Source organism: Pseudomonas chlororaphis subsp. aurantiaca, from assembly GCF_013466605.1.
Taxonomy (GTDB): Bacteria; Pseudomonadota; Gammaproteobacteria; order Pseudomonadales; family Pseudomonadaceae; genus Aquipseudomonas; species Aquipseudomonas chlororaphis_I.
The window spans coordinates 5006105-5025412 of the sequence record NZ_CP059162.1 but is presented as its reverse complement, the minus strand read 5'-3'; the positions used below and the strand labels follow the sequence as shown (position 1 = coordinate 5025412).

18 protein-coding genes and 2 tRNA genes are annotated in these 19308 nt (G+C 62.4%); 9 read left to right on the top strand and 11 right to left on the bottom strand.

The window, feature by feature from the left end:
- Positions 1-60 precede the first annotated feature (60 nt).
- A tRNA-Val gene (locus H0I86_RS22730) sits at positions 61-136 on the top strand.
- A gap of 19 nt (positions 137-155) precedes the next feature.
- Positions 156-232: transfer RNA gene (locus H0I86_RS22725), tRNA-Asp, on the top strand.
- A 130-nt stretch (positions 233-362) separates the two neighbouring features.
- On the opposite strand, the gene H0I86_RS22720 is transcribed toward H0I86_RS22725, so the two are convergent.
- Together H0I86_RS22720 and H0I86_RS22715 are read right to left on the bottom strand one after the other, a co-directional pair.
- A complete protein-coding gene (locus tag H0I86_RS22720; RefSeq protein WP_180922282.1) occupies positions 363-1499 on the bottom strand; it encodes a catalase family protein in 1137 nt (378 codons plus the stop codon).
- 28 nt (positions 1500-1527) lie between these two features.
- Positions 1528-3336, bottom strand: coding sequence for a di-heme-cytochrome C peroxidase (locus tag H0I86_RS22715; RefSeq protein WP_180922281.1), 1809 nt, complete (start codon positions 3334-3336; stop codon positions 1528-1530).
- Positions 3337-3594: 258 nt separating this feature from the next.
- Between H0I86_RS22715 and bamJ the strand changes: the two genes are divergently transcribed.
- The 5 genes from bamJ to H0I86_RS22690 all read left to right on the top strand — a co-directional run bounded on the left by bamJ (position 3595) and on the right by H0I86_RS22690 (position 6302).
- Positions 3595-4308 carry a BamJ family beta-barrel-assembly machinery protein gene (bamJ, locus tag H0I86_RS22710; protein WP_180922280.1) on the top strand — a complete coding sequence of 238 codons (714 nt, stop codon included), beginning with the start codon at positions 3595-3597 and terminating at the stop codon, positions 4306-4308.
- A 289-nt stretch (positions 4309-4597) separates the two neighbouring features.
- Positions 4598-5053 carry a YkvA family protein gene (locus H0I86_RS22705; RefSeq protein ID WP_102676584.1) on the top strand — a complete coding sequence of 152 codons (456 nt, stop codon included), beginning with the start codon at positions 4598-4600 and terminating at the stop codon, positions 5051-5053.
- Between the two features lie 107 nt (positions 5054-5160).
- Positions 5161-5502: a helix-turn-helix domain-containing protein gene (locus H0I86_RS22700; RefSeq protein WP_180922279.1), complete on the top strand. Its 342-nt coding sequence runs from the start codon at positions 5161-5163 to the stop codon at positions 5500-5502.
- On the top strand, positions 5499-5870 hold the full coding sequence (locus tag H0I86_RS22695; protein ID WP_003179080.1) for a hypothetical protein: 372 nt from the start codon (positions 5499-5501) through the stop codon (positions 5868-5870). Before H0I86_RS22700 ends, H0I86_RS22695 begins: the two co-directional genes overlap by 4 nt.
- Entirely contained in the window at positions 5871-6302 is a 432-nt protein-coding gene (locus tag H0I86_RS22690) for an SEL1-like repeat protein (RefSeq protein WP_180922278.1), read from the top strand.
- On the opposite strand, the gene H0I86_RS22685 is transcribed toward H0I86_RS22690, so the two are convergent.
- Positions 6238-8064 (bottom strand): bifunctional diguanylate cyclase/phosphodiesterase, encoded by a 1827-nt coding sequence (locus tag H0I86_RS22685; RefSeq protein WP_180922277.1) that lies wholly within the window; start codon positions 8062-8064, stop codon positions 6238-6240. The genes H0I86_RS22690 and H0I86_RS22685 overlap by 65 nt on opposite strands.
- Positions 8065-8197: 133 nt before the next feature.
- The gene (locus H0I86_RS22680; RefSeq protein ID WP_180922276.1) at positions 8198-10282 is read right to left on the bottom strand and encodes a carboxy terminal-processing peptidase; all 2085 of its coding nucleotides are present in this window, start codon (positions 10280-10282) and stop codon (positions 8198-8200) included.
- Positions 10283-10420: 138 nt separating this feature from the next.
- On the opposite strand from H0I86_RS22680, the gene H0I86_RS22675 reads away from it, so the two are divergent.
- Complete coding sequence (locus tag H0I86_RS22675; RefSeq protein ID WP_180922275.1) at positions 10421-11383, top strand: zinc-binding dehydrogenase; 963 nt, start codon at positions 10421-10423, stop codon at positions 11381-11383.
- A gap of 111 nt (positions 11384-11494) precedes the next feature.
- Here the strand turns inward: H0I86_RS22675 and H0I86_RS22670 are convergent, their stop codons facing one another.
- The 6 genes from H0I86_RS22670 to H0I86_RS22645 form a co-directional block, all read right to left on the bottom strand.
- Positions 11495-12148, bottom strand: coding sequence for an HAD family hydrolase (locus H0I86_RS22670; protein ID WP_180922274.1), 654 nt, complete (start codon positions 12146-12148; stop codon positions 11495-11497).
- 37 nt (positions 12149-12185) lie between these two features.
- On the bottom strand, positions 12186-13175 hold the full coding sequence (locus tag H0I86_RS22665; RefSeq protein WP_016704401.1) for an ABC transporter ATP-binding protein: 990 nt from the start codon (positions 13173-13175) through the stop codon (positions 12186-12188).
- On the bottom strand, positions 13172-13972 hold the full coding sequence (locus H0I86_RS22660) for an ABC transporter permease (RefSeq protein WP_009050230.1): 801 nt from the start codon (positions 13970-13972) through the stop codon (positions 13172-13174). Before H0I86_RS22660 ends, H0I86_RS22665 begins: the two co-directional genes overlap by 4 nt.
- On the bottom strand, positions 13959-14822 hold the full coding sequence (locus H0I86_RS22655) for an ABC transporter permease (protein ID WP_373369372.1): 864 nt from the start codon (positions 14820-14822) through the stop codon (positions 13959-13961). The genes H0I86_RS22660 and H0I86_RS22655 overlap by 14 nt, the downstream gene beginning before the upstream one ends.
- On the bottom strand, positions 14801-15607 hold the full coding sequence (locus tag H0I86_RS22650) for an alkaline phosphatase family protein (RefSeq protein WP_180922272.1): 807 nt from the start codon (positions 15605-15607) through the stop codon (positions 14801-14803). Before H0I86_RS22650 ends, H0I86_RS22655 begins: the two co-directional genes overlap by 22 nt.
- A 128-nt stretch (positions 15608-15735) precedes the next feature.
- Positions 15736-16803 carry an ABC transporter substrate-binding protein gene (locus tag H0I86_RS22645; RefSeq protein ID WP_180922271.1) on the bottom strand — a complete coding sequence of 356 codons (1068 nt, stop codon included), beginning with the start codon at positions 16801-16803 and terminating at the stop codon, positions 15736-15738.
- A 352-nt stretch (positions 16804-17155) separates the two neighbouring features.
- Between H0I86_RS22645 and phnR the strand changes: the two genes are divergently transcribed.
- On the top strand, positions 17156-17869 hold the full coding sequence (gene phnR / locus H0I86_RS22640) for a phosphonate utilization transcriptional regulator PhnR (RefSeq protein ID WP_180922270.1): 714 nt from the start codon (positions 17156-17158) through the stop codon (positions 17867-17869).
- 58 nt (positions 17870-17927) lie between these two features.
- On the opposite strand, the gene H0I86_RS22635 is transcribed toward phnR, so the two are convergent.
- Entirely contained in the window at positions 17928-19274 is a 1347-nt protein-coding gene (locus H0I86_RS22635; protein ID WP_180922269.1) for an amidohydrolase, read from the bottom strand.
- Positions 19275-19308: the final 34 nt, after the last annotated feature.

The following is a 19308-nucleotide window of genomic DNA, read 5'->3' as shown; positions in this document are numbered from 1 at the left end:
TTATTTAAATCAGCACGTTATGAATTTCTGTGTAATAATGCGCCCCGCAACGAAGGTAAAGGGTGATTAGCTCAGCTGGGAGAGCATCTGCCTTACAAGCAGAGGGTCGGCGGTTCGATCCCGTCATCACCCACCACTTGCTTTCAACGCTACGCGCAGCGGTAGTTCAGTCGGTTAGAATACCGGCCTGTCACGCCGGGGGTCGCGGGTTCGAGTCCCGTCCGCTGCGCCATATTCGATGAGCTGGAATACTGAACGCCAGCTCATTACAGAAAGCCCGCTAACGCGGGCTTTCTGCTGTCTGGGATATGCAAATATTCCCCAAAAAAAGCGGCCTGCGGGCCGCTTTTTTCGTTTGTGGCTCACTGCTCGGCGTTGCGACTGTGCCGATAGTCGCTGACCGCTTCGTACACCGCCTTGCGCAGGCGGTTGATGCCGCCGATGGGGCGGTGCGCCTCCAGGCCGAACCAGGGGTTGAAGGACAGGTTGTCGCATTGCAGGTTCTGTTGCGGGGTATCGAAGTCCTGGGCGGGAATCCTGATTCGCGCCACGGTTTCGAAGGGCGCATCGCTTTCTCGCCATTCGATGCTGGTGTCTTCGATGGGCATGTAGTGGCTTGGGTCCTGGCGCTGCACCTGCAATACCAGGCAGGCCGGCACACGGTCGGTCGACAGCTGCTGGTTCAGGGCGTTGCGCAGAAAGTTGGGCAGGGTCTGGTTCTGTGGGGGCAGGTTGTACGCCGGGCAGCTGTCCGGATCCGGTACGACGCGGAACTTGGCGTTGGCACTGCCGAACTTGTAGGGCGAGACCGAAAAATAGCGGGTTTGCGTCGGGCTGGCCGGGGGCGGCGACAGGGTGGCCAGGGCGATGAACAGATGACGAACCTGCCAGGTGCGTGGATCCCAGCCGGGGAAAAAGGCTCCGACCTTTTTTCCGTCCGCCTGCGCGGCGACATTCTGCCGGTACTCGGCGACATTGCTGACGAAGAAGTTCGGATGGTTGAACATCACGAAATCCTGCTCGCCACGGCCCTGCTGCTCCTTCAATAACTGGGTGCCGGGCACATTCAACAACTTGATCGCCATCCCGCGCGCGTCACGAATGCTGTCGAACTGTGGATAAGCATTGCCGTTGGACAGCCGCATCATGGCTTGCCAGGTCTTGCCGGGTTCGGCGAACACGCCCTGGCGCAACGGCGGTGCCAGTTGCTCGAGCACCTGGACCTCGGCCTTTACGCAGCCGTGGGCCTTGGCGTGGGCGTCGCGCAGGTAACGGGTGTTATCCCGGTGCTGGTCGACGATGCGCACGGCGGTCTGGATGATGTCCTGGGTCATGGCGGCTTCGCCGGGCGGGACCTGTTCTTCGGTCGAGACCGGCCCCTGGTAGCGCCAGATCGACCAGACGCTGCTCAGCGCCCAGCCGAGCAACGCGATCAGCACCAGCAGTACAAGTGTCTTGAGCAGCAACGCACCCATGCGCAGCCATAAGGTGATCAGCATGAAAGCGTCCTTTCGATGAGGGCCTGGGTCATGGCAGCTGCGCCTCCAGCGGCCCACCCAGCACCTTCAGGTATTCCAGAAGCGCCCAGCGTTCCTCGGGTTGCAGCAGGCGGCCGATCACCCCGCCGCCACGCTTGCCCGAGCGGAACTCATGTCCACTGTTGTGGTTGCCGCTGATCCGCGTATCGAACAGGAAGCCGTTCTTGAACGGTTCGGTGCGATAGCCCAGGTGTTTTGGATCGTATTCGAAGGTGCCTTTATAAAAGGTGCTGGCGCGTTCGTCCTGAGGCGAAAGCAGCTGGTACAGGCTGGGGACCGAGCCGTTATGCAGGAAGGGCGGGGTGGCCCACACGCCAGCCAGCGGCCTGGCCTTGTAGGCTCGCAGTTCGCGAACGCCGATCGGCAGGCCGTAGCCGTCGAGCCGTGGCCGTTCGGCCGGAGTCACCTGGGCGTCCCGGTAGGCACGTTCCTCGACGAAGGCCGTGACATAGGCCAGGCCCTTGGCCGCGGACAGTTGGCGCATGTCCAGCGGCTCGTCGGGCGTAGGGTGCAATTCGACATTCGACTGTGCCAGTTCGGCGGCATCCCATTGCAGCGCGCTCAGGTCATAGCGCTGGTCGGCAATATTGTTGGCGGTATTGGGGTCGGTACCGATCACCGCGACCGGCAGCATCTTCAGTTGCTGCACCGGGCGTCCGTTGACCTCGGTGACCGACGGGACATGGCAACCCGCACAGTTTTCCGCGAACAGTGCTCGCCCCTTGGCCGCCAGCGGCTTGTCGATGCTGCCGAACAAGGCTTCGGGCCAGGTCGGCGGTTTCAGCCGTTGCAGGGTTTCTTCGATGCGATTGAGGTCGCGCACCCGAACGCTCGACGGGTAGCGGGCATCGCCCTTGAGTGGCTGGCCCTGGGCATCGAAGAAGTTCAAGGTGGCACCGACGCCCAGCGCCTCGCCGATATTGCGGGCCATGGGTTGCTGGGCCGAGCCGTTCCACTGCACCCAGTCGAAGCTCCAGATGTCCCACAGCTGGGGGTAATCCACCGGCGCGTTGGCCACCCGATAGTTGTCGGAGGAGATGGCGTCGCCGAAGCTGGCGTTGGCGATCCGGCCAAAGGCATCGGTACGCCCGGGGCCTTCTTCGGTGGGGTAGAGGCCACGGTGGGTGTCGTTCCAGGCGACGCGCAGGAAGGTGTCCAGCGATGCCTTGAAATCCTTGCGCAGCTGTTCATGCTCGGTGTCGTAGTTCTGGCCCAGCACGTTGCGGGCGAACCGCTCGAACTTCCACGGGTTGTAATAGGTCGACGCCAGGCTGGCGACCAGCGCCTGGCCGAAGCTGCCGCCGCGCAGGGTGGGCACGCTGGAGGGCAGCACATGCTGCGCCGAGCCGCCGTCGACCCGCAGGGCCTGCTGGTTGTAGCGCAGCTCGCCGGTGTGGCAGGCGGCGCAGGTGATGTCCAGGTACTGCTGTGGACTGCCAGGGTTCTGATGGCGGGTGAAGCCGACCGGCAGGTTCGCCGGATTATCGGCGCTGGCCTGCTGCGCCGGATCCACCAGGAAACCGAAGCGGGCCAGGTACTGTGGCGTGGCAAAGCGCTGCGTGGAGAAGGGCAGTTCCAGGGCGGCGAACCACTCATAGCGCAGGCCCTTCACCTGGGTACCCTGGGGCGTGAAGTAATAGGTCTGGCGGTCGGCGGTGCTCCATTGATCCTGATAGTGCACCTGCCGGGCGGGCACATAGTCGGGCAATTTCGGATTGGCCACGTAATACAGGACCACGGCCAGGGCAACGCCGATCAGGGCGAGGATCAGCAGCAAAACACGGGATAAGAGGCGCAAGATAAACATCCTTGTCGAGTTGTGGCTCTCTTATGCCTCAGGGCAAACTGCCGGGCAAGTGGCCATTACGTTCGATGTCATGACTTTGTGTTCGAGGCGTTCTTTCCCGCACTTGTAGTATTGGCTGGCGAAATGCTTTTAAACACGTGAACTTATCGGACTAATCCGGCTCTCATGCCGGTAGCCATTGGTCGTGGCCGCCTGATAAGCTCGCGGCTTTACTCGAATGCCCTTTAGGCGCATGAACAAGGAAATAGCATGAAACAGCATCGGTTAGCGGCGGCGGTAGCCCTGGTTAGCCTGGTACTCGCGGGTTGTGACTCGCAGACCAGCGTGGAGCTGAAAACCCCGGCGCAGAAAGCTTCCTATGGTATCGGCCTGAACATGGGCAAAAGCCTTGCCCAGGAAGGTATGGATGACCTGGATTCCAAAGCGGTAGCCCAGGGCATCGAAGATGCCATCGGCAAGAAAGAACAGAAGCTGAAAGACGACGAACTGGTCGAAGCCTTCGCCGCGCTGCAAAAGCGTGCTGAAGAGCGCATGGTCAAGATCAGCGAAGAGTCGGCAGCAGCCGGCAAGAAATTCCTCGAAGAAAACGGCAAGAAGGCCGGCGTGACCACTACCGCCTCGGGCCTGCAGTACGAAGTGCTGAAGAAGGCCGATGGCGCCCAGCCTAAGCCGACCGACGTGGTGACCGTTCACTACACCGGTACCCTGACCAACGGCACTGTGTTCGACAGTTCGGTCGAGCGCGGCAGCCCGATCGATCTGCCGGTCAGCGGCGTGATTCCGGGTTGGGTCGAAGGCCTGCAACTGATGCACGTCGGCGAGAAGTACAAACTGTACATCCCGAGCGATCTGGCCTACGGCGCACAGAGCCCGAGCCCGGCCATTCCGGCCAACTCGGTGCTGGTGTTCGAGCTGGAACTGCTGGGTATCAAGGATCCAGCGAAACAAGACGCCGCCAAGTAATCTTCGTCTGGTTCAATGACAACGCCCCGTCCTTACGGGGCGTTGTCGTATCTGGTCGTTGGTCCGGGAAAAAATGCGAACCCACGGCATAAGGCATAGTCTTAACAGGACGCACTGCAGCTAGCCGCATGAGGCTGCCAAGTCAATGAAATTATGGGTTTTTTTATGTGAGTAAAAAACGCCCGATCTGAGCCGAGCCCTTGTAAAACGGGGCTTTCAGCAGTGAAAAGCGGCTCTGTTCACAAGGTTATCCACAATTTGTGTGGATAACATTTCAGTGGGAGTGACGATGAAAGCACCCTGGAATTTTGCCCGTTTCCTGCCCCTGGCCGGTCGTTTGCTCAGCCGTGGCCGCCTGCCGACCCTGTTGTTCGCCGTGGCCAGCAAAGGCGCCTTGCAGGGCGGCCGTCTCGGCAAGTTCAAGGACGATCTGCGCCTGCTGCAGGCCCTGTGCCTGGCTTACTGGCGTGGCGAGTACCGCGCCATCAGCCCCAAGGCGCTGCTGTCGGTGGTCGCGGGCCTGATGTATTTCCTCAGTCCTCTGGATGCCATTCCGGACTTCCTGCCCATGTTCGGCATGCTCGACGACATCGCCGTGCTGGCCTGGATCATGAAAACCCTGGACGGCGAACTCAGCGCCTTTCGTGCCTGGCGCAATCGCCAGCAACCGGAGAAGCTGGCGGTGGTGGAGCGTTTGCCCGACACCCCGGAACAACTGCAATTGGAAGGTCCGAAGAAAAACTGAGGTGAATTCGGATCCATACAACGATGCCCCCGCGACCTTAGTGACTGTTAGGATTACACTTCATAAGGAAAAGTCCGACTCGTTATGTGTCGTCCTACGGGGTAGTAATGGATATTCAGATAATTGCACGCGGTGGCGAGCCCGAGTATGCGGTTCTGCCATGGGCTCAGTATCAGGCTTTGCTAAAGGCCGCAGGTATCACCGATCAATCTCCGCGAGAGGCCAGGGGGCTTGTCGCGACCGCAGCCGACCAGCCGCTTCCGGGTCTGGATCAACTCCGCAGTTTGCGTGAAACCAAGGGCATCGCCATCGAGGCGCTTGCCCGTACGGTAGGTATCAGTCCGTCATATCTGGCCATGATTGAAAGCGGTGAGCGTCAACCGGACGCCGCTATACGCCGTAGCCTGGCCTGGGAATTGACGGTTCCGGGTTGGAGGGATGAATCGTGAGCGTAAGGATCAGTCGTCAACATTGGGATGGCCTGTTGGGGGAACTCGACCAGGCCCGTCGGCAACGCCATCTTTTGACCTATCGCGCTCTGCTTGAGCGCTTGCAGCTACCCAGCCCCGCCATGCAGACCCTGACGGCGGCCCTCGAGCATCTGGCCGCGCTGGATGCGCGCGCGGAGCAGCCGTTGCGCAGTTCGCTGGTGATCAGCCAGGGGGCGAGCCGTTTGCCGCGCACCGGTTTTTTCGAGTGTGTGGAGCGCCTCGGGCGTTTCTCGGGGCCTTCCGACGGGGTGGCGGCCGCCTCATGGCATGCCTCGGAAGTGGTGCGTGTATTCGAGTACGAATACCCTGAGTCGGCGGAAGCCTGAGTGTACTGGCGCCTGAAGGCGCGGGCCGGCTACTGGCTGGCCCGCCGGTTGTTTCATTGGTCCTGGTTTGTGCGTCAACCCCGGGGCTGGCGCTGGCTGGAAGGGCAACTGGCGCGCATGGCGAACCTGGGGGACGTCGGGGCGCAGAGCTTTTATGGTCATATCCTGACCTTTCGTGGCCAGGGCCTGGGGGCTCGCGAAGAAGGCATACGGCTGTTGCGTCTTGCCGGCTTGGCCGGGGATGCCAAGGCGGCCTATCAGATGGGCGTCATCAGCCTGGCCGGTTCACCCAGCAAGGCCGCAGATGCGGCGCAAGCCGCCCGTTGGTGGACCCTGGCGGCGAAGGCCGGACATCCCCTGGCCGAGGTCAAGCTGGCGCAGCTGAATCAGTCGAGTACAGCGGATCCGCTAGCGGGTCCGCGTCAGCCGTAAAGCCGCCGGCCACCTGGCGGCTGTCGATCACATGAATGCTGTAGCCCGGCACGTTCTTGGCGTGATGCTTGGCTTGCGAGGCCAGCTCGGCCAATTGGCTGGCATCGAGTTGCCCACAGGCCTGTGGATACAGATGCACCACGCCAATGGACAGTGACAGCAAGGCGAACTCCTGGCGAATACCCTGGCGGTTGGGGGCGATGAAGCAGCCGGCTTCCAGGTGTTCGCTGCGATAGAAACGCCGGCACTGGCTGTGGAAGTCGTCCAGCAGCTGGTTCAGGCGCTTTTGCCAGTCCTCGGGGCCCAATACCAGGAAAAAATCGTCGCCGCCGATATGGCCGACGAAATCGCGGCTGGGGTCCACCCGGTCATTCAGGCAGTGCGCCAGACACAGCAGCACTTCATCGCCACGGCCGTAGCCATAGATATCGTTGAAGGGCTTGAAGCTGTCGATGTCCACGTAACAGATCAGCGATTCCCGCCCTTGTTGCAGCAAGTGGGTCAGGCACTGCTGGATCGGCACGTTGCCAGGCAGCAGGGTCAAGGGGTTGGCATAACGCGCCTGTTGGATCTTCAGCTCGGTAATCAGCTTGAGCACATCGATCACTCGCCCCAGGCCCAGGTAGCCGCCGTTGAGGGTGATGATGAAATCCTCCTCGATCCGTTGCCGGGCGCGGCTGGTGATCAGGCGGCTGACTTGTTGCAGCGACTGGCTGAGCTCCACCGCCAGGAAGTCGTCGTTCATCAGTCGGCTGATGGGCTTGCGGGCAAACAGGTCGGTGGCGAAGGGCTTGAGCAGGGCATCGGACAACGAATGGCGGTGCACGATGCCGCAGGGCTGGCCCTGTTCGTCGAGCACCGCCAGCGAATTGAGGTTGGCCTGGCGGCGGAAGGCTTCCAGCACCGTGGCCGTCGGTATGTCGCGCGCTACCGCTGGTTGTTCGTTGAGCAGGGCACTGAGGTCGCTGCCTTCGTCGTTGAGCGTCGCGGGGGGACTTTCGCGCTTGGGCAGCAGGTTGCGGCCATCGCGGGGTGGATGCTCCTGGGGGCGGCAGAGCAGGTAACCCTGCAGCAGGTCCACGCCCATTTCCGTGAGCAGCGCCAGCTCTTCCGCCACTTCGATGCCCTCGGCGATCACCTGGGCGCGGGAGGCCTTGGCAATTTGCAGGATCGAACCGACGAACTCGCGCTTGAGGGCATCCTGATGAATGCCGTCGATGAAGTGCCGGTCGATCTTCACGTAGTCCGGGCGCAGCTCGGACCACAGGCGCAGGCTCGAATAACCGGCGCCGAGGTCGTCCAGGGCGATCGAGAACCCCATGTCCCGATAGTGATGCAGTGCATCGTGCAGCAGTTGGAAGTCATCGATCGGCGTCTGTTCGGTGAGTTCGATCACCACCTGGCTTGGCGGGATACCGAAGTCCTGCAGCAATTGCAGGGTGCGCCCGGGCTGGTGGGCGGCCTCCAGCAGCGATTCCGGAGAGACGTTGAGGAACAGCTTGCCGGGCAACCGCTGCTCGCTGAAACCCTTGCAGGCGCTCTGGCGGCAGGCGATTTCCAGCTCGCTGAGGCGCCCGACCTGGCGGGCCACGGCAAACAGGGCGACAGGGGAGTGCAGCGGGCTGTTGGACGGACCACGGCTCAAGGCTTCATAGCCGAGAATGCGCCGTTCGGAGAGGCAGAGGATCGGTTGGAACAGACTGTGCAAACCGCTTTGAGCCAGGATTGAGCTCAAGGCACTCAGCTGTTCGGTCGTGGTCATGGCGATCTCTGTCGATAAAAAAAGGACCGGGCGTGCCCTTGATTCAAGAGCAGCGCCCGGTCCTTTATTTCACGACAGAATGATGACTGTTTGATGACGCTCCGAGGAGCGTCAGCATTAAATTGCCATCATTTCAGTGCTTGGCTACCGCGGTGTTGAGCTTCAGGTAATCGAGGAGGATTCGCCCGGTTTCGCTCAGGTAAGCGTCGTCTTCCGGCTTGGTCTTGTCCGGATCGGCGGCCGCGATGGCGTCCTCGTCTTCTTTCTTCAGCTCCTTGAGCGGCTCTTCACCCTTGGCCTTGCGGCGGATGTTTTCCAGCGCCAGCTGCTTGGCCTCGATGTCGGCGTGCTGCGCCCGACGCTCGGCCTCGTTGAGGCTGACGTTTTTTTCCGCCATCAGCTTCTTGGCCAGGGCCAGCTTGTCGCGGATGAAGACGAACTCGGCGTCCTTGGCCGAGCGTACGTCATGCTCGGATTTCAGCTGCGCGAGGAAAGGCTTGAACGGATCCACTGCCGGCTTGATGGCCGGACGAATGGTGTCCCACGGCATGGCTTCGGGCAGGGCGCTTTCGCCGATTTCCTTGGTGTCGATGATCGACGGGTAATCGATGTCCGGCAGCACGCCCTGATGCTGGGTGCTCTGCCCGGAAACCCGGTAGAACTTGGCCAGGGTCAGTTTCAGCTCGCCATGGTTGAGCGGCTGGATGGTCTGCACGGTGCCTTTGCCGAAGGTCTGGCCACCGATGATCAGCGCGCGGTGATAGTCCTGCATCGCACCGGCGAAAATCTCCGAGGCCGAGGCCGAGAGGCGGTTGACCAGCAGCGCCATCGGCCCTTTGTAGAAGGCGCCAGGGTTTTCGTCTTCGAGCACGTCGACCCGGCCGTCGGCGTTACGCACCAGCACGGTAGGGCCCTTGTCGATGAACAGGCTGGTCAGCTCGGTGGCTTCCTGCAGGGAGCCGCCGCCGTTGTTGCGCAGATCGATGACCACGCCGTCGACCTTGTCTTTCTGCAACTCGGTCAGCAGCTTCTTCACGTCACGGGTGGTGCTCTTGTAGTCCGGATCGCCGGCACGGAAGGCCTTGAAGTCCAGGTAGAAGGCCGGGATCTCGATCACCCCGAGCTTGTAGTCCTTGCCGTCCTGCTTGAGGTTGAGGATCGATTTCTTCGCCGCCTGCTCCTCCAGCTTCACTGCTTCGCGGGTGATGGAGACGATCTTGCTGGTCTGGTCGTTCGGCGCGTTGCTCGCCGGGATGATTTCCAGGCGCACCACCGAGCCTTTCGGACCGCGGATCAGCTTGACCACTTCGTCCAGGCGCCAGCCGACCACGTCGACCATTTCCTTGTCGCCCTGGGCGACGCCGATGATCTTGTCCGCCGGAGCCACCTGCTTGGTCTTGTCCGCCGGGCCGGCCGGCACCAGGCGCACGACCTTGACCTGGTCGTTGTCGCTCTGCAGCACGGCGCCGATGCCTTCCAGCGACAGGCTCATGTTGATGTCGAAGTTCTCCGCGTTATCCGGCGATAGATAGTTGGTATGCGGGTCGTAGGACATGGCGAAGGTGTTGATGTACGCCTGGAAGATATCTTCGGCACGGGTCTGGTCCAGGCGAGCGAGCTGATTCTTGTAGCGCTTGGTCAGCGTTTCCTGAATCTGCTTGGGTTCCTTGCCTGCGATCTTCATGCGCAGGACTTCGTCCTTGACGCGCTTGCGCCACAGGTCGTCGAGTTCCGCGGTGGTCTTGAGCCAAGGCGCGTCCTTGCGATCGATCAGCAAGGATTCCTTGGTGGTGAAGTCGAGTTTGTCGACGCCTTTGCCCAGCTCGGCCAGGGCAAAGTCCAGGCGCGCCTTGACGCGATCCAGGTAGCGCTTGTAGATGATGAAGCCGGCGTTCAGGTCACCGCTTTTCAGGAAGTCGTCGAACTGGGTTTTCCACTTGTCGAATTCCGCGATATCGCTGGCCATGAAGTAGCTGCGCGACGGGTCCAGCAGCTTCAGGTAGCTGTCATAGATGATCGCCGAGCGCGCGTCGTCCAGCGGTGGCTTGCTGTAGTGATGACGCTTGAGCAGCTCGACGACATTGAGGCTGGCAATTACCTCGTCGCGATCCGGCTGAAGTTTGTCCCAGCTATTGGCTGCGAACGTATTGGTCGACATCGGCAGCAGACCGAGACCAATGAAAAGAGCGAGGGCGGTGCTGGGGAACAAATGCTTCATGCTGATTCGACGCGGGGGCAATTGATAACGCATATTAGGCCGTCTTTGAAGTCGCCGGTTCCACAAGGGCCGGTCGCATAATGCAAAAAGCCCGGTGCTACAGCTCCGGGCTCAGTCCAGACTCACTATGGAGGCACTGTGAAAGCATTGCAAGGCGTTGAAGGTCATGTGGAGTGGGTTGAAGAGCCAAGTCCGACGTGCGACGTAGGACAAGTGCGAATCCGCGTGGCGGCCGCGGGGTTGAACCGGGCCGACCTGTTGCAACGGGCCGGGCTCTATCCGCCGCCACCGGGCGCCAGCAAGGTGCTGGGCCTGGAATGTTCGGGCGTGATCAGCGAGGTCGGCCCGGGTTCTGCGTGGCAGGTCGGCGATCGGGTCTGCGCGCTGCTGGCCGGGGGCGGCATGGCCGAGGAAGTGGTGGTCGATGCCCGTCATGTCCTGCCGGTGCCGGAAGGCCTGTCCCTGGCGGAAGCGGCGGCGCTGCCGGAGGTGTACAGCACCGCCTGGCTGAACCTGTTCCAGCTGGCGGCCCTCAAACCGGGGGAAAAGGTTTTGCTGCACGCTGGCGCCAGCGGCGTCGGTTCGGCCGCGATCCAGTTGTGCAAGGCGTTTGGCAACCCGTGCTGGGTCAGCGTCGGTTCCGCCGATCGCCTGGCCTACTGTGAGGCGCTGGGCGCCCAGGGCGGCGTGGTGCGCACCGATGGCCTGGAAGGCCTGCGGGACTTCGGGCCGTTCGATGTGATCCTGGATCCGGTCGGCGCCAACTATGCAGCGCACAACGTCAAGCTGCTGGCCCTGGACGGGCGCTGGGTGCTGATCGGGCTGATGGGCGGGCGCGAGGCCCAAGTGGACCTGGCGCAGATCCTTGGCAAGCGCATCCAGTTGCTGGGCTCGACCCTGCGCAGCCGCGACGAACAGTTCAAGGCCGATCTGTTCAGCGACCTCAGCCAGCATGTCTGGCCGCTGTTCGCCGAAGGGCGCCTGAGCCCGCAACTGGCCATGACCTTCCCGATCAAGGACGCCGAGGCGGCCTTTGCCGAGCTGGCGACCAACCAGGTGTCGGGCAAGCTGGTGCTGTTGATCGACGAGACGTTGGCATGATCCTGTAGCCGCTGCCGCAGGCTGCGATAAGCCCGAAGGGCTTCAGCGATCTTCAGATCTTGCGCCCACGTTGTGGGCGATCGCAGCCTGCGGCAGCGGCTACAGTGGCGCTTATTTCCACTGGTGAATCGGCCAGCCGGCCTTTTCCGCGTGATCGCGCAGCACCGGGTCCGGGTTGACCACGTGCGGATAGTCGACCTTCAGCAGCAACGGCAAATCGTTGCGCGAATCGGAATAGAAGCTCGCACCTTCGAGGTTTTCTTCTTCGGCATCCAGCCATTCCAGCAGGCGGGTGACCTTGCCTTCGCGGTAGGTCAGGGTGCCCAGGGTATTGCCGCTGTAGACCCCGTGCAGCACCTCCAGCTCGATCCCCAGGACTTCATCGATGCCCAGGCGTTCGGCAATGGGCTGGACCAGATGAGTGCCCGAGGCCGAGATCACCAGGATCCGGTCGCCGGCCTTGCGGTGTGCGGCGATGGCCTTGCAGGCGTCGCTGAAAATGATCGGCTCGATCACGTCCTCGACCCAGGGGCCGACCAGGTGCCCGACCTCTTCCGGGGTGCGGCCGGCCATCGGCTCCAGGCTGAAGGCCATGAACTCCTCCATGGCCAGCTTGCCGTGGCTGTAGGCGTCCATCAGTTCATTGTTACGGCGCATGAAGGACTCGCTGTCGACCCAGCCCAGGCGCCCCATCTGTTCGCTCCAGAGGGTGGCGCAGTCGCCGTGGATCAGGGTCTCGTCCAGATCAAAAATTGCCAGGGCCATTAGTACCGCTCTCTCTTAATCGTTTGCGTCAAAGTCATCAGGCTACCTCACAGAGGGCCGCGGGATCGATGGAAAGGGCCAGGCGTTGACCGTCGGGGTGCAGATCGTCCGGCGAGCGGTTCAATACATCCACCACCAGCTCCACGCCACGGGCCTCGACCCGGTAGCGGATCACGTTGCCCAGCAGGCTGTGGCTGCGGATCTGCGCGTCGGGTTCGCCGTCCTTGCGCAGTTCGATGGCCTCGGGGCGAATTGCGATACGCCCGTTGATCGGTCGCTGCAGCAACTTGCTGGCGCTTTCGGCGTCCAGCAGGTTGTAGTTGCCGATGAAGCCTGCGGCGAACACATCCACCGGTGCGGTGTAGAGCGTCTCGGCGTCACCGCTCTGGACGATCTTGCCCTGGTTCATCAGGAAGATGCGGTCGGACATGGTCAGGGCTTCTTCCTGGTCATGGGTGACGAAAATCGTGGTCAGCCCCAGTTCGCGCTGGATCTGCCGGATCTGCTCGCGCAGGTGCTTGCGGATCCTTGCGTCCAGCGCTGACAGCGGCTCGTCCAGCAGCAACAGGCGTGGGCGGGTCACCAGCGAGCGGGCCAGGGCCACGCGCTGGCACTGGCCCCCGGACAGTTGATGGGGATAACGACTGGCGAAGTCGTGCAGTTCCACCAGGCGCAGGACTTCGAGCACGCGCTTGTGGCTCTCGTCGGCGTTGACCTTCTGCATGCGCAGGCCGAAAGCCACGTTCTGTTCCACGGTCATGTTGGGGAACAGCGCATAGCTCTGGAACACCATGCCGATCCCGCGTTTCTGCGGGCTCAGCGGCACGATGTCGTGGCCGTCGAGGAGAATCTTGCCGGCGTCCACCGGGGTCAGGCCGGCGATGCAGCGCAGCAGGGTGGACTTGCCGCAGCCGGAGGGGCCGAGCAGGGTGACGAATTCGCCCTTGTGGATTTCGCAGTTGATGTCGCTGAACACCGGGGTGCCACTGTAATTTTTCTGCAGGTGTTGGACGCTGACGAAGCTCATTGGCTTTTGTCCTTGTTCAAGATGTTGGCGGCCCAGGTCAGAACCAGCACAAAGAAGAAGTAGGAAATCACCAGCGCGCTGGTGAAGTGGCCGCTGCTGTTGCGCATGTTGTTCAGGTAGACCTGCAAGGTTTCGTAGCGGGTACCCACCAGGATGTTGGCGAACACGAATTCGCCGAACAGGAACGAGAACGACAGCAACAGGGCCACCATCAGGCCCTTGCGCAGGTTCGGCAGCACCACCAGGAAAGCCGCCTGCCAGGTGCTGGCGCCCAGCAGCTGGGCAGCGTCCATCAGGTCGCGCAGGTTGATCGCCTGCAGGTTGTTGGTGATCGCCCGGTACATGAAGGGCAGGGCCACGGTGAAGTAGCAGCCGACGAGGATCCACGGCGTGCCGACCATGGCGAACGGCCCTGAACCGTAGAGTTGCAGCAGGCCCACCGAGGACACCACCGGCGGCACCGCGAACGGCAGCAGGATCAGGATGTTCATCAGCGCATCGAGCCGTGGGAAGTGGTAGTGCACCACGAACAGCAGCGGCAGGATCAGCACCACCGACAGGATCAGGGCGCCGACGCAGACCAGCAGCGACTGGCCGAAGGCATGCAGGAAGCGCGGGTCGCTCCACAGCTGGATATACCACTTGAAGGTAAAGCCGCTGGGCAGGATGGTCGCCGACCAGCTGCTGGCGATGGAGTAGACCAGGGTCCCGGCCAGCGGCAGCAGGAGGATGGCGAACAGCAGGTACACCACGAGCCGGTGATAGAGGGCGGCGGAGCCGGGTTCAGCGCGAGACATGGTAGCTCCTCTTCAACAGCAACTGATGGACGATGGTCACCAGGGTCATCAGCGCCACCAGGACCACGGCCAGGGCGCTGGCCATGTTCGGGTCCAGGGAGATGTCGCCGGAAACCATGGCGGCGATGCGGATCGGCAGCACGTTGAAGTTGCCGGTGGTCAGCGCATAGACCGTGGCATAGGCGCCCAGGGCGTTGGCCAGCAGGATGACGAAGGTCCCCAGCAGCGCCGGGGTCAGCACCGGCAGGCCGATATGGCGCCAGAACTGCCAGCCACTGGCGCCGAGCAATGCCGCGGACTCGCGCCAGTCTTCGCGCAGGGCGTCGAAGGCCGGGTAGAGCAGCAGCACGCCCAGGGGGATCTGGAAGTAGGTGTAGAGGATGATCAGGCCGGTCTTGGAGTACAGGTTGAAGTCCTGAATGATCCCCGCCTGCTTGAGCATGATGGTGATGCTGCCGTTGAAGCCCAGCAGGATGATGAAGGCGAATGCCAGGGGGACGCCGGCGAAGTTGCTGGTCATGTTGGCAAAGGCGTTGACGAAGTTGCGCAGCTTCGAGTCGACCCGGCGCAGCGAGTAGCTGCCGAGGATCGCGATGACGATGCCGAACACGCTCGACCAGAAGCTGATCTCCAGGCTGTACTGGATGGCCTGCAGATAGAACTTCGAGCTGAAGATCTTGTTGAAGTTGGCCAGGCCCCAGCCGAATTCTTCCGATTGCAGGCTGTTGACCAGCACCCAGAGCAGCGGGGCGATCTGGAACACGATGAAGAACAGGGCAAAGGGCAAGAGGCACAGGATTGCCAGCCATTTGCCGCGGGTGAATGCCTTCACTTCAGCAACTCCCGGCATACAGGTTTGTCGTGGGGCGCGCCGAGCAATTCGCAGATGGTGCCGCACAGCTCGGTCTGATCCGGGGTGGCGACGGGGCTGAAGCTGAACGCATCGCCGAGGACGAACAGCGGCACTTCCCGCTCCTCGGGCAGCAGGCCGTTGTGGGAACGGTCGTTGTTCATGCCGTGGTCGGCGGTCACCAGCACCTGGTAGCTGGCGTCGAGCCAGCCCTGCAGGTAGTCGGCGAGGAGGATGTCGGCCGAGCGTGCGCTGTTGCGGTATTGCGGGCTATCGAGGCCGTGCTTGTGCCCGGCGTCGTCGATGTTCATCGGGTGCACCAGCAGAAAGTTCGGCGCATGGCGCAGCCGCAGGTGCTCGGCATCGGCGAACAGGTGGGAATCGGGGTAGTGGTCGTTCCAGTAGAAATGCCCGTGCTGGATCGGCAACTTCTTGTTGTCGGTATGCCGGTCCCGGGCTGGCTCGAACGGTGAGCGGTTGTACAGCTCGCTGACCCAGTGATAGGCCGCGGCGGCGGTGCTGAGCCCGGCGGCGCTGGCATAGTGGAAAATGCTGCGCTGGTTGGACAGGCGCGAGACGTTGTTGTGCACGATGCCGCTGTCCAGCGGTGGCACCCCGGTCAGGATGCATTCGTAGAGCGGTCGGGACAGGGCCGGCAGTTCACATTCCAGCTTGTACAGCGCTGCGCGTCCTGCGCCGACGTAGGCCTGAAGGTGTCCCATGGCATGGCGGGCGACCTCGTGGTTGAGGCCGTCGAGCACGACAAGGATGACGTTGTGTGGCATGGGGGAGGACTCCGCAAGGCAGAACAGCCCTGTAGGAGCGGAGCTTGCCCGCGATGCAGGCACCGCGATCCGTCTGGGACCCCGGCGCTGCTATCACAGGCAAGCCTCGCTCCTACACGGATGCGGCATTACTGCATGTTGATGATCACTTCTTCCTGCCATTTCTGTGGCAGGGCCTTGGAGGTCTTCTCCCAGGCATCGGCGTCCTTGATCGGCGTGACTTTCTTGTACTGCTCGTTGGGCAGCAGGTTGGCCTGGACTTCGGCGGGCAGGGTCAGGTGCTCGGCGCGGATCGGACGCGCATTGCCGCGTGCCAGGTTGATCTGCCCGGCATCGCTGAAGATGTATTCACGGGTCAGCTTGGCCGCGTTCGGGTGCTTGGCGTATTTGTTGATGATAGTGGTGTAGCCGGAGATCACCGAGCCGTCCGAGGGGATCAGCACGATATAGTCGTCCTTGTTGACCATCTTGTTGCGGTAGCTCAGGCCGTTGAAGTCCCAGACCACGCCGACTTCCACTTCACCCTTTTCCATGGTGGCGATGGTCGGGTTGGCCAGCGACAGGCGCCCTTGCTTGGCGATCTCGGCGAACATCAGCAGCGCCGGCTGGATGTTCTTTTCATCGCCGCCCTTGGCGATGGCCGCGGCCAGCACGCCGTTGGCGGCCTGGGCGGCGGTGCTCACGTCACCGATGGAGACCTTGTATTTGCCTTTCTCCAGGTCGGCCCAGCTTTTCGGCGCTTCGGAACCGTGCAGCAGCTTCTTGTTGATGATGAAGGCGATGGTGCCGGTATAGGCCAGCGCCCAGTTGCCATCCTTGTCCTTGGCCCAGTCCGGGACCTGGTCCCAGGTGCTTGGCTTGTAAGGCTGGACCACGCCCTGCTTGACCGCGATCGGACCGAAGGCCGCGCCCACGTCGCCGATGTCGGCGCTGGCGTTGTCTTTCTCGGCGGCGAACTTGGCGATCTCCTGGGCCGAGCTCATGTCGGTGTCGATGTGCTTGAGGCCGTAGTTCTTGGCCAGGTCTTCCCAGGTCCCTTTCCAGTTGGCCCAGTCGTCGGGCATGCCGACGCTGTTGACGGCGCCTTCGGCTTTCGCCGCGGCTTCCAGGGTCTTCAAGTCGGTATCAGCGGCCATGGCGGCGGTGCACAGGGCGATGGTCGAGCCTAACAGTGATGCCAGGAAAAGCTGTTTCATCCGAAGCTCCTTTGGGCGTGTTCAACGCTGTGTTTGTCTAACGTTGTTGGTCTAGGTCAGCAATACCTGAGCCAATCTAAGCCGGCTGGATGACACTTTAATGTCGGCATCAGTCCTGCAGGGCATTCGCGGGCGGCAGGTGCGGGGCTGCGAGATAAGCGTAGACCAAGGCTAAACGGCTGATATGAAAGGACTTGGCCAGCCAATTGCAGGCGTCTGGCACAGCCATTGGGCGGCTTTGTCATCTGTCAGTCATATGCATTGCCTAGGCTCTCGGTGAAGGCTGAGTGCCTTTTTTCCAGGCACGTTTTGCCCTGAAACAGTGCTGGTCTAGTCCAGATAGGTAACGTTGATGCGCGAAGAGGCAGTCAAGGCGGTGACAGCCATTGGGCAGGTCCTGCAGGAACAGATCGATCACGGGTTGTTGGCGCCCGGTAGCAGGCTGCCGGCCGAGCGCAAGCTCAGCGAGTTGTTCGGTACTACCCGGATTACCGTGCGCGAAGCCTTGTTGCAGTTGGAGGCCCAGGGCCAGATCTATCGCGAGGAGCGGCGTGGCTGGTTCGTCTCGCCACCGCGCCTGGCCTACAACCTGATGCAGCGCAGCCACTTTCACGCGATGGTCAGCGCCCAGGGGCGAGTGCCGTCGACCGAGATGATCTCGGCGCGTCTGCAACCGGCTTCAGCGGCGGTCTGTGCCTGGCTGCAACTGCCGGCGCTGTCCAGCGTGATCCAGATCCGTCGGGTACGGCGCATCGACGAGCGCCTGGTGCTGTATGTGGAGCACTACCTCAATCCGCAGTATTTTCCGGGCATCCTCGAGTTCGACCTGAACCAGTCGATCACCGAGCTGTACGCGCGGCACTACGACCTGAATTACGGCCGGGTGCGCTTCGAAATCGTGCCGACTTCATTGCCGGTGGACGCCGCGGCGGCGCTGAAGGTGTCGGCGGGCAGTCCGGGGCTGCGGATCGCCCGGGTCAATTACGACCAGCACCAGCGCCTGATCGACTGCGACCTGGAGTTCTGGCGCCACGATGCGATCCATGTCGGCGTCGATGTGGTCTGAGCCCGCTCCCGTTGCAGGAGCGGGCTTGCTCGCGATGACGCCAGGGGTGTTTCGATCCTTAGGGTTTGACCCCGGCGAACAGGTAATCGGTGGTCAATGACGCCAGGGTACGCACGCCCACCAGCAGCGCCGACTCATCGACAAAGAACCCCGGGTTGTGGTTCGGCGCGGCCTTGGCCATGTCCTGGTCCCGCGGCGTCACGCCGAGGAACACGAACAGCCCCGGCGCCTCCTTGGCATAGAAGGAAAAGTCTTCCGCGCCTCCCACCAACGGGCCCTGCACCACATCGTCCTTGGCCGCCCAGCGCAGGCTCGGCAGCATTTTCTCGGTCAGGGCCGGGTCGTTGATGGTCGGGTCGTACTTCTCGATGATGCTCACCTCGGCCTTGGCGCCACCGCTTTCGGCGATCTTCTCCACGGTCTGGCGCACATCGCTGTGCAGCTTCTGACGGATGCCGTAGTCGTAGGAGCGGATGGTGCCGGTCATGTCCAGCGACTCGGGGATGATGTTGTAGCGCGTGCCGCCGTTGATGGTGCCGATGCTGACCACCGAGGGAAACGACGAGATATCGGTGCGGCGGCTGATCACGGTCTGTAGCCCGACGACGATCTGGGCGCCGACCGTGATCGGGTCGATGCCGTCCCAGGGGCGGCCGGCGTGCGTTTGCTTGCCGAGGATCCTGATGCGCAGGTCGTCGGAGCTGGCCAGGGTCGGGCCCGGTCGATAGGCGATGCGCCCGGCCGGAATCCCGGCCCAGACATGCAGGCCGAACACCGCGTCCGGCTTGGGCGATTTCATCATGTCTTCCTGCACCATCATCTTCGCGCCCCAGGTGTTCTTGCCGTCGGGGACGAAATCGCTCGGGCCTTCTTCGGCGGGCTGGAAATAGAACACCACGGTGCCGGGCAGGCGCTCGCGCATGTCGCTGAGGATTTTCGCCGTGCTCAGCAGGATGGCGGTGTGGGCGTCATGGCCGCAGGCGTGCATGACGTCCACTTCCTTGTCCAGGTAGCGTCCCTTGGCCTTGGAGGCGAACGGCAGGTCCGCGACTTCCTTGACCGGCAGCGCATCCATGTCGGCGCGCAGGGCCACGGTTGGGCCGGGCAGAGCGCCCTTGAGCACCGCCACCACGCCGGTGCGGGCGACGCCGGTCTTGACCTCCAGGCCCAGGGCGCGCAATTGCGTGGCCACCCGTTCAGCAGTGCGGTATTCGGTGTTGCCGAGTTCCGGGTGGGCGTGGATATCGCGACGGGTTTCCAGCAGCGCCGGCTCCAGGGCCTTGGCCTGTTCGGCGATGTACTGGCGGGCCTGTTCCATGGCGCTGTCGTCGACGGCGTTGGCGACCTGGCTGGACAAGGCCAGGACGCTGATCAGGCAGGCTTGGGCGATAGCGGATAGCTGCATAGGGACTCTCTCCATGATTATTGTTGTGCTGCTC

Excerpts from the sequence above, each read along its gene's own strand:
- H0I86_RS22670 (WP_180922274.1), bottom strand. The coding sequence starts at position 12,148 with ATGGCCCTGGCAATTTTTGATCTGGACGAGACCCTGATCCACGGCGAC.
- H0I86_RS22705 (WP_102676584.1), top strand. The coding sequence starts at position 4,598 with ATGAAAGCACCCTGGAATTTTGCCCGTTTCCTGCCCCTGGCCGGTCGT.
- bamJ (WP_180922280.1), top strand. The coding sequence starts at position 3,595 with ATGAAACAGCATCGGTTAGCGGCGGCGGTAGCCCTGGTTAGCCTGGTA.
- H0I86_RS22655 (WP_373369372.1), bottom strand. The coding sequence starts at position 14,822 with ATGCCGGGAGTTGCTGAAGTGAAGGCATTCACCCGCGGCAAATGGCTG.
- H0I86_RS22720 (WP_180922282.1), bottom strand. The coding sequence starts at position 1,499 with ATGCTGATCACCTTATGGCTGCGCATGGGTGCGTTGCTGCTCAAGACA.
- H0I86_RS22685 (WP_180922277.1), bottom strand. The coding sequence starts at position 8,064 with ATGACCACGACCGAACAGCTGAGTGCCTTGAGCTCAATCCTGGCTCAA.
- H0I86_RS22700 (WP_180922279.1), top strand. The coding sequence starts at position 5,161 with ATGGATATTCAGATAATTGCACGCGGTGGCGAGCCCGAGTATGCGGTT.
- H0I86_RS22635 (WP_180922269.1), bottom strand. The coding sequence starts at position 19,274 with ATGCAGCTATCCGCTATCGCCCAAGCCTGCCTGATCAGCGTCCTGGCC.
- phnR (WP_180922270.1), top strand. The coding sequence starts at position 17,156 with ATGCGCGAAGAGGCAGTCAAGGCGGTGACAGCCATTGGGCAGGTCCTG.
- H0I86_RS22680 (WP_180922276.1), bottom strand. The coding sequence starts at position 10,282 with ATGAAGCATTTGTTCCCCAGCACCGCCCTCGCTCTTTTCATTGGTCTC.
- H0I86_RS22650 (WP_180922272.1), bottom strand. The coding sequence starts at position 15,607 with ATGCCACACAACGTCATCCTTGTCGTGCTCGACGGCCTCAACCACGAG.
- H0I86_RS22660 (WP_009050230.1), bottom strand. The coding sequence starts at position 13,972 with ATGTCTCGCGCTGAACCCGGCTCCGCCGCCCTCTATCACCGGCTCGTG.
- H0I86_RS22645 (WP_180922271.1), bottom strand. The coding sequence starts at position 16,803 with ATGAAACAGCTTTTCCTGGCATCACTGTTAGGCTCGACCATCGCCCTG.
- H0I86_RS22665 (WP_016704401.1), bottom strand. The coding sequence starts at position 13,175 with ATGAGCTTCGTCAGCGTCCAACACCTGCAGAAAAATTACAGTGGCACC.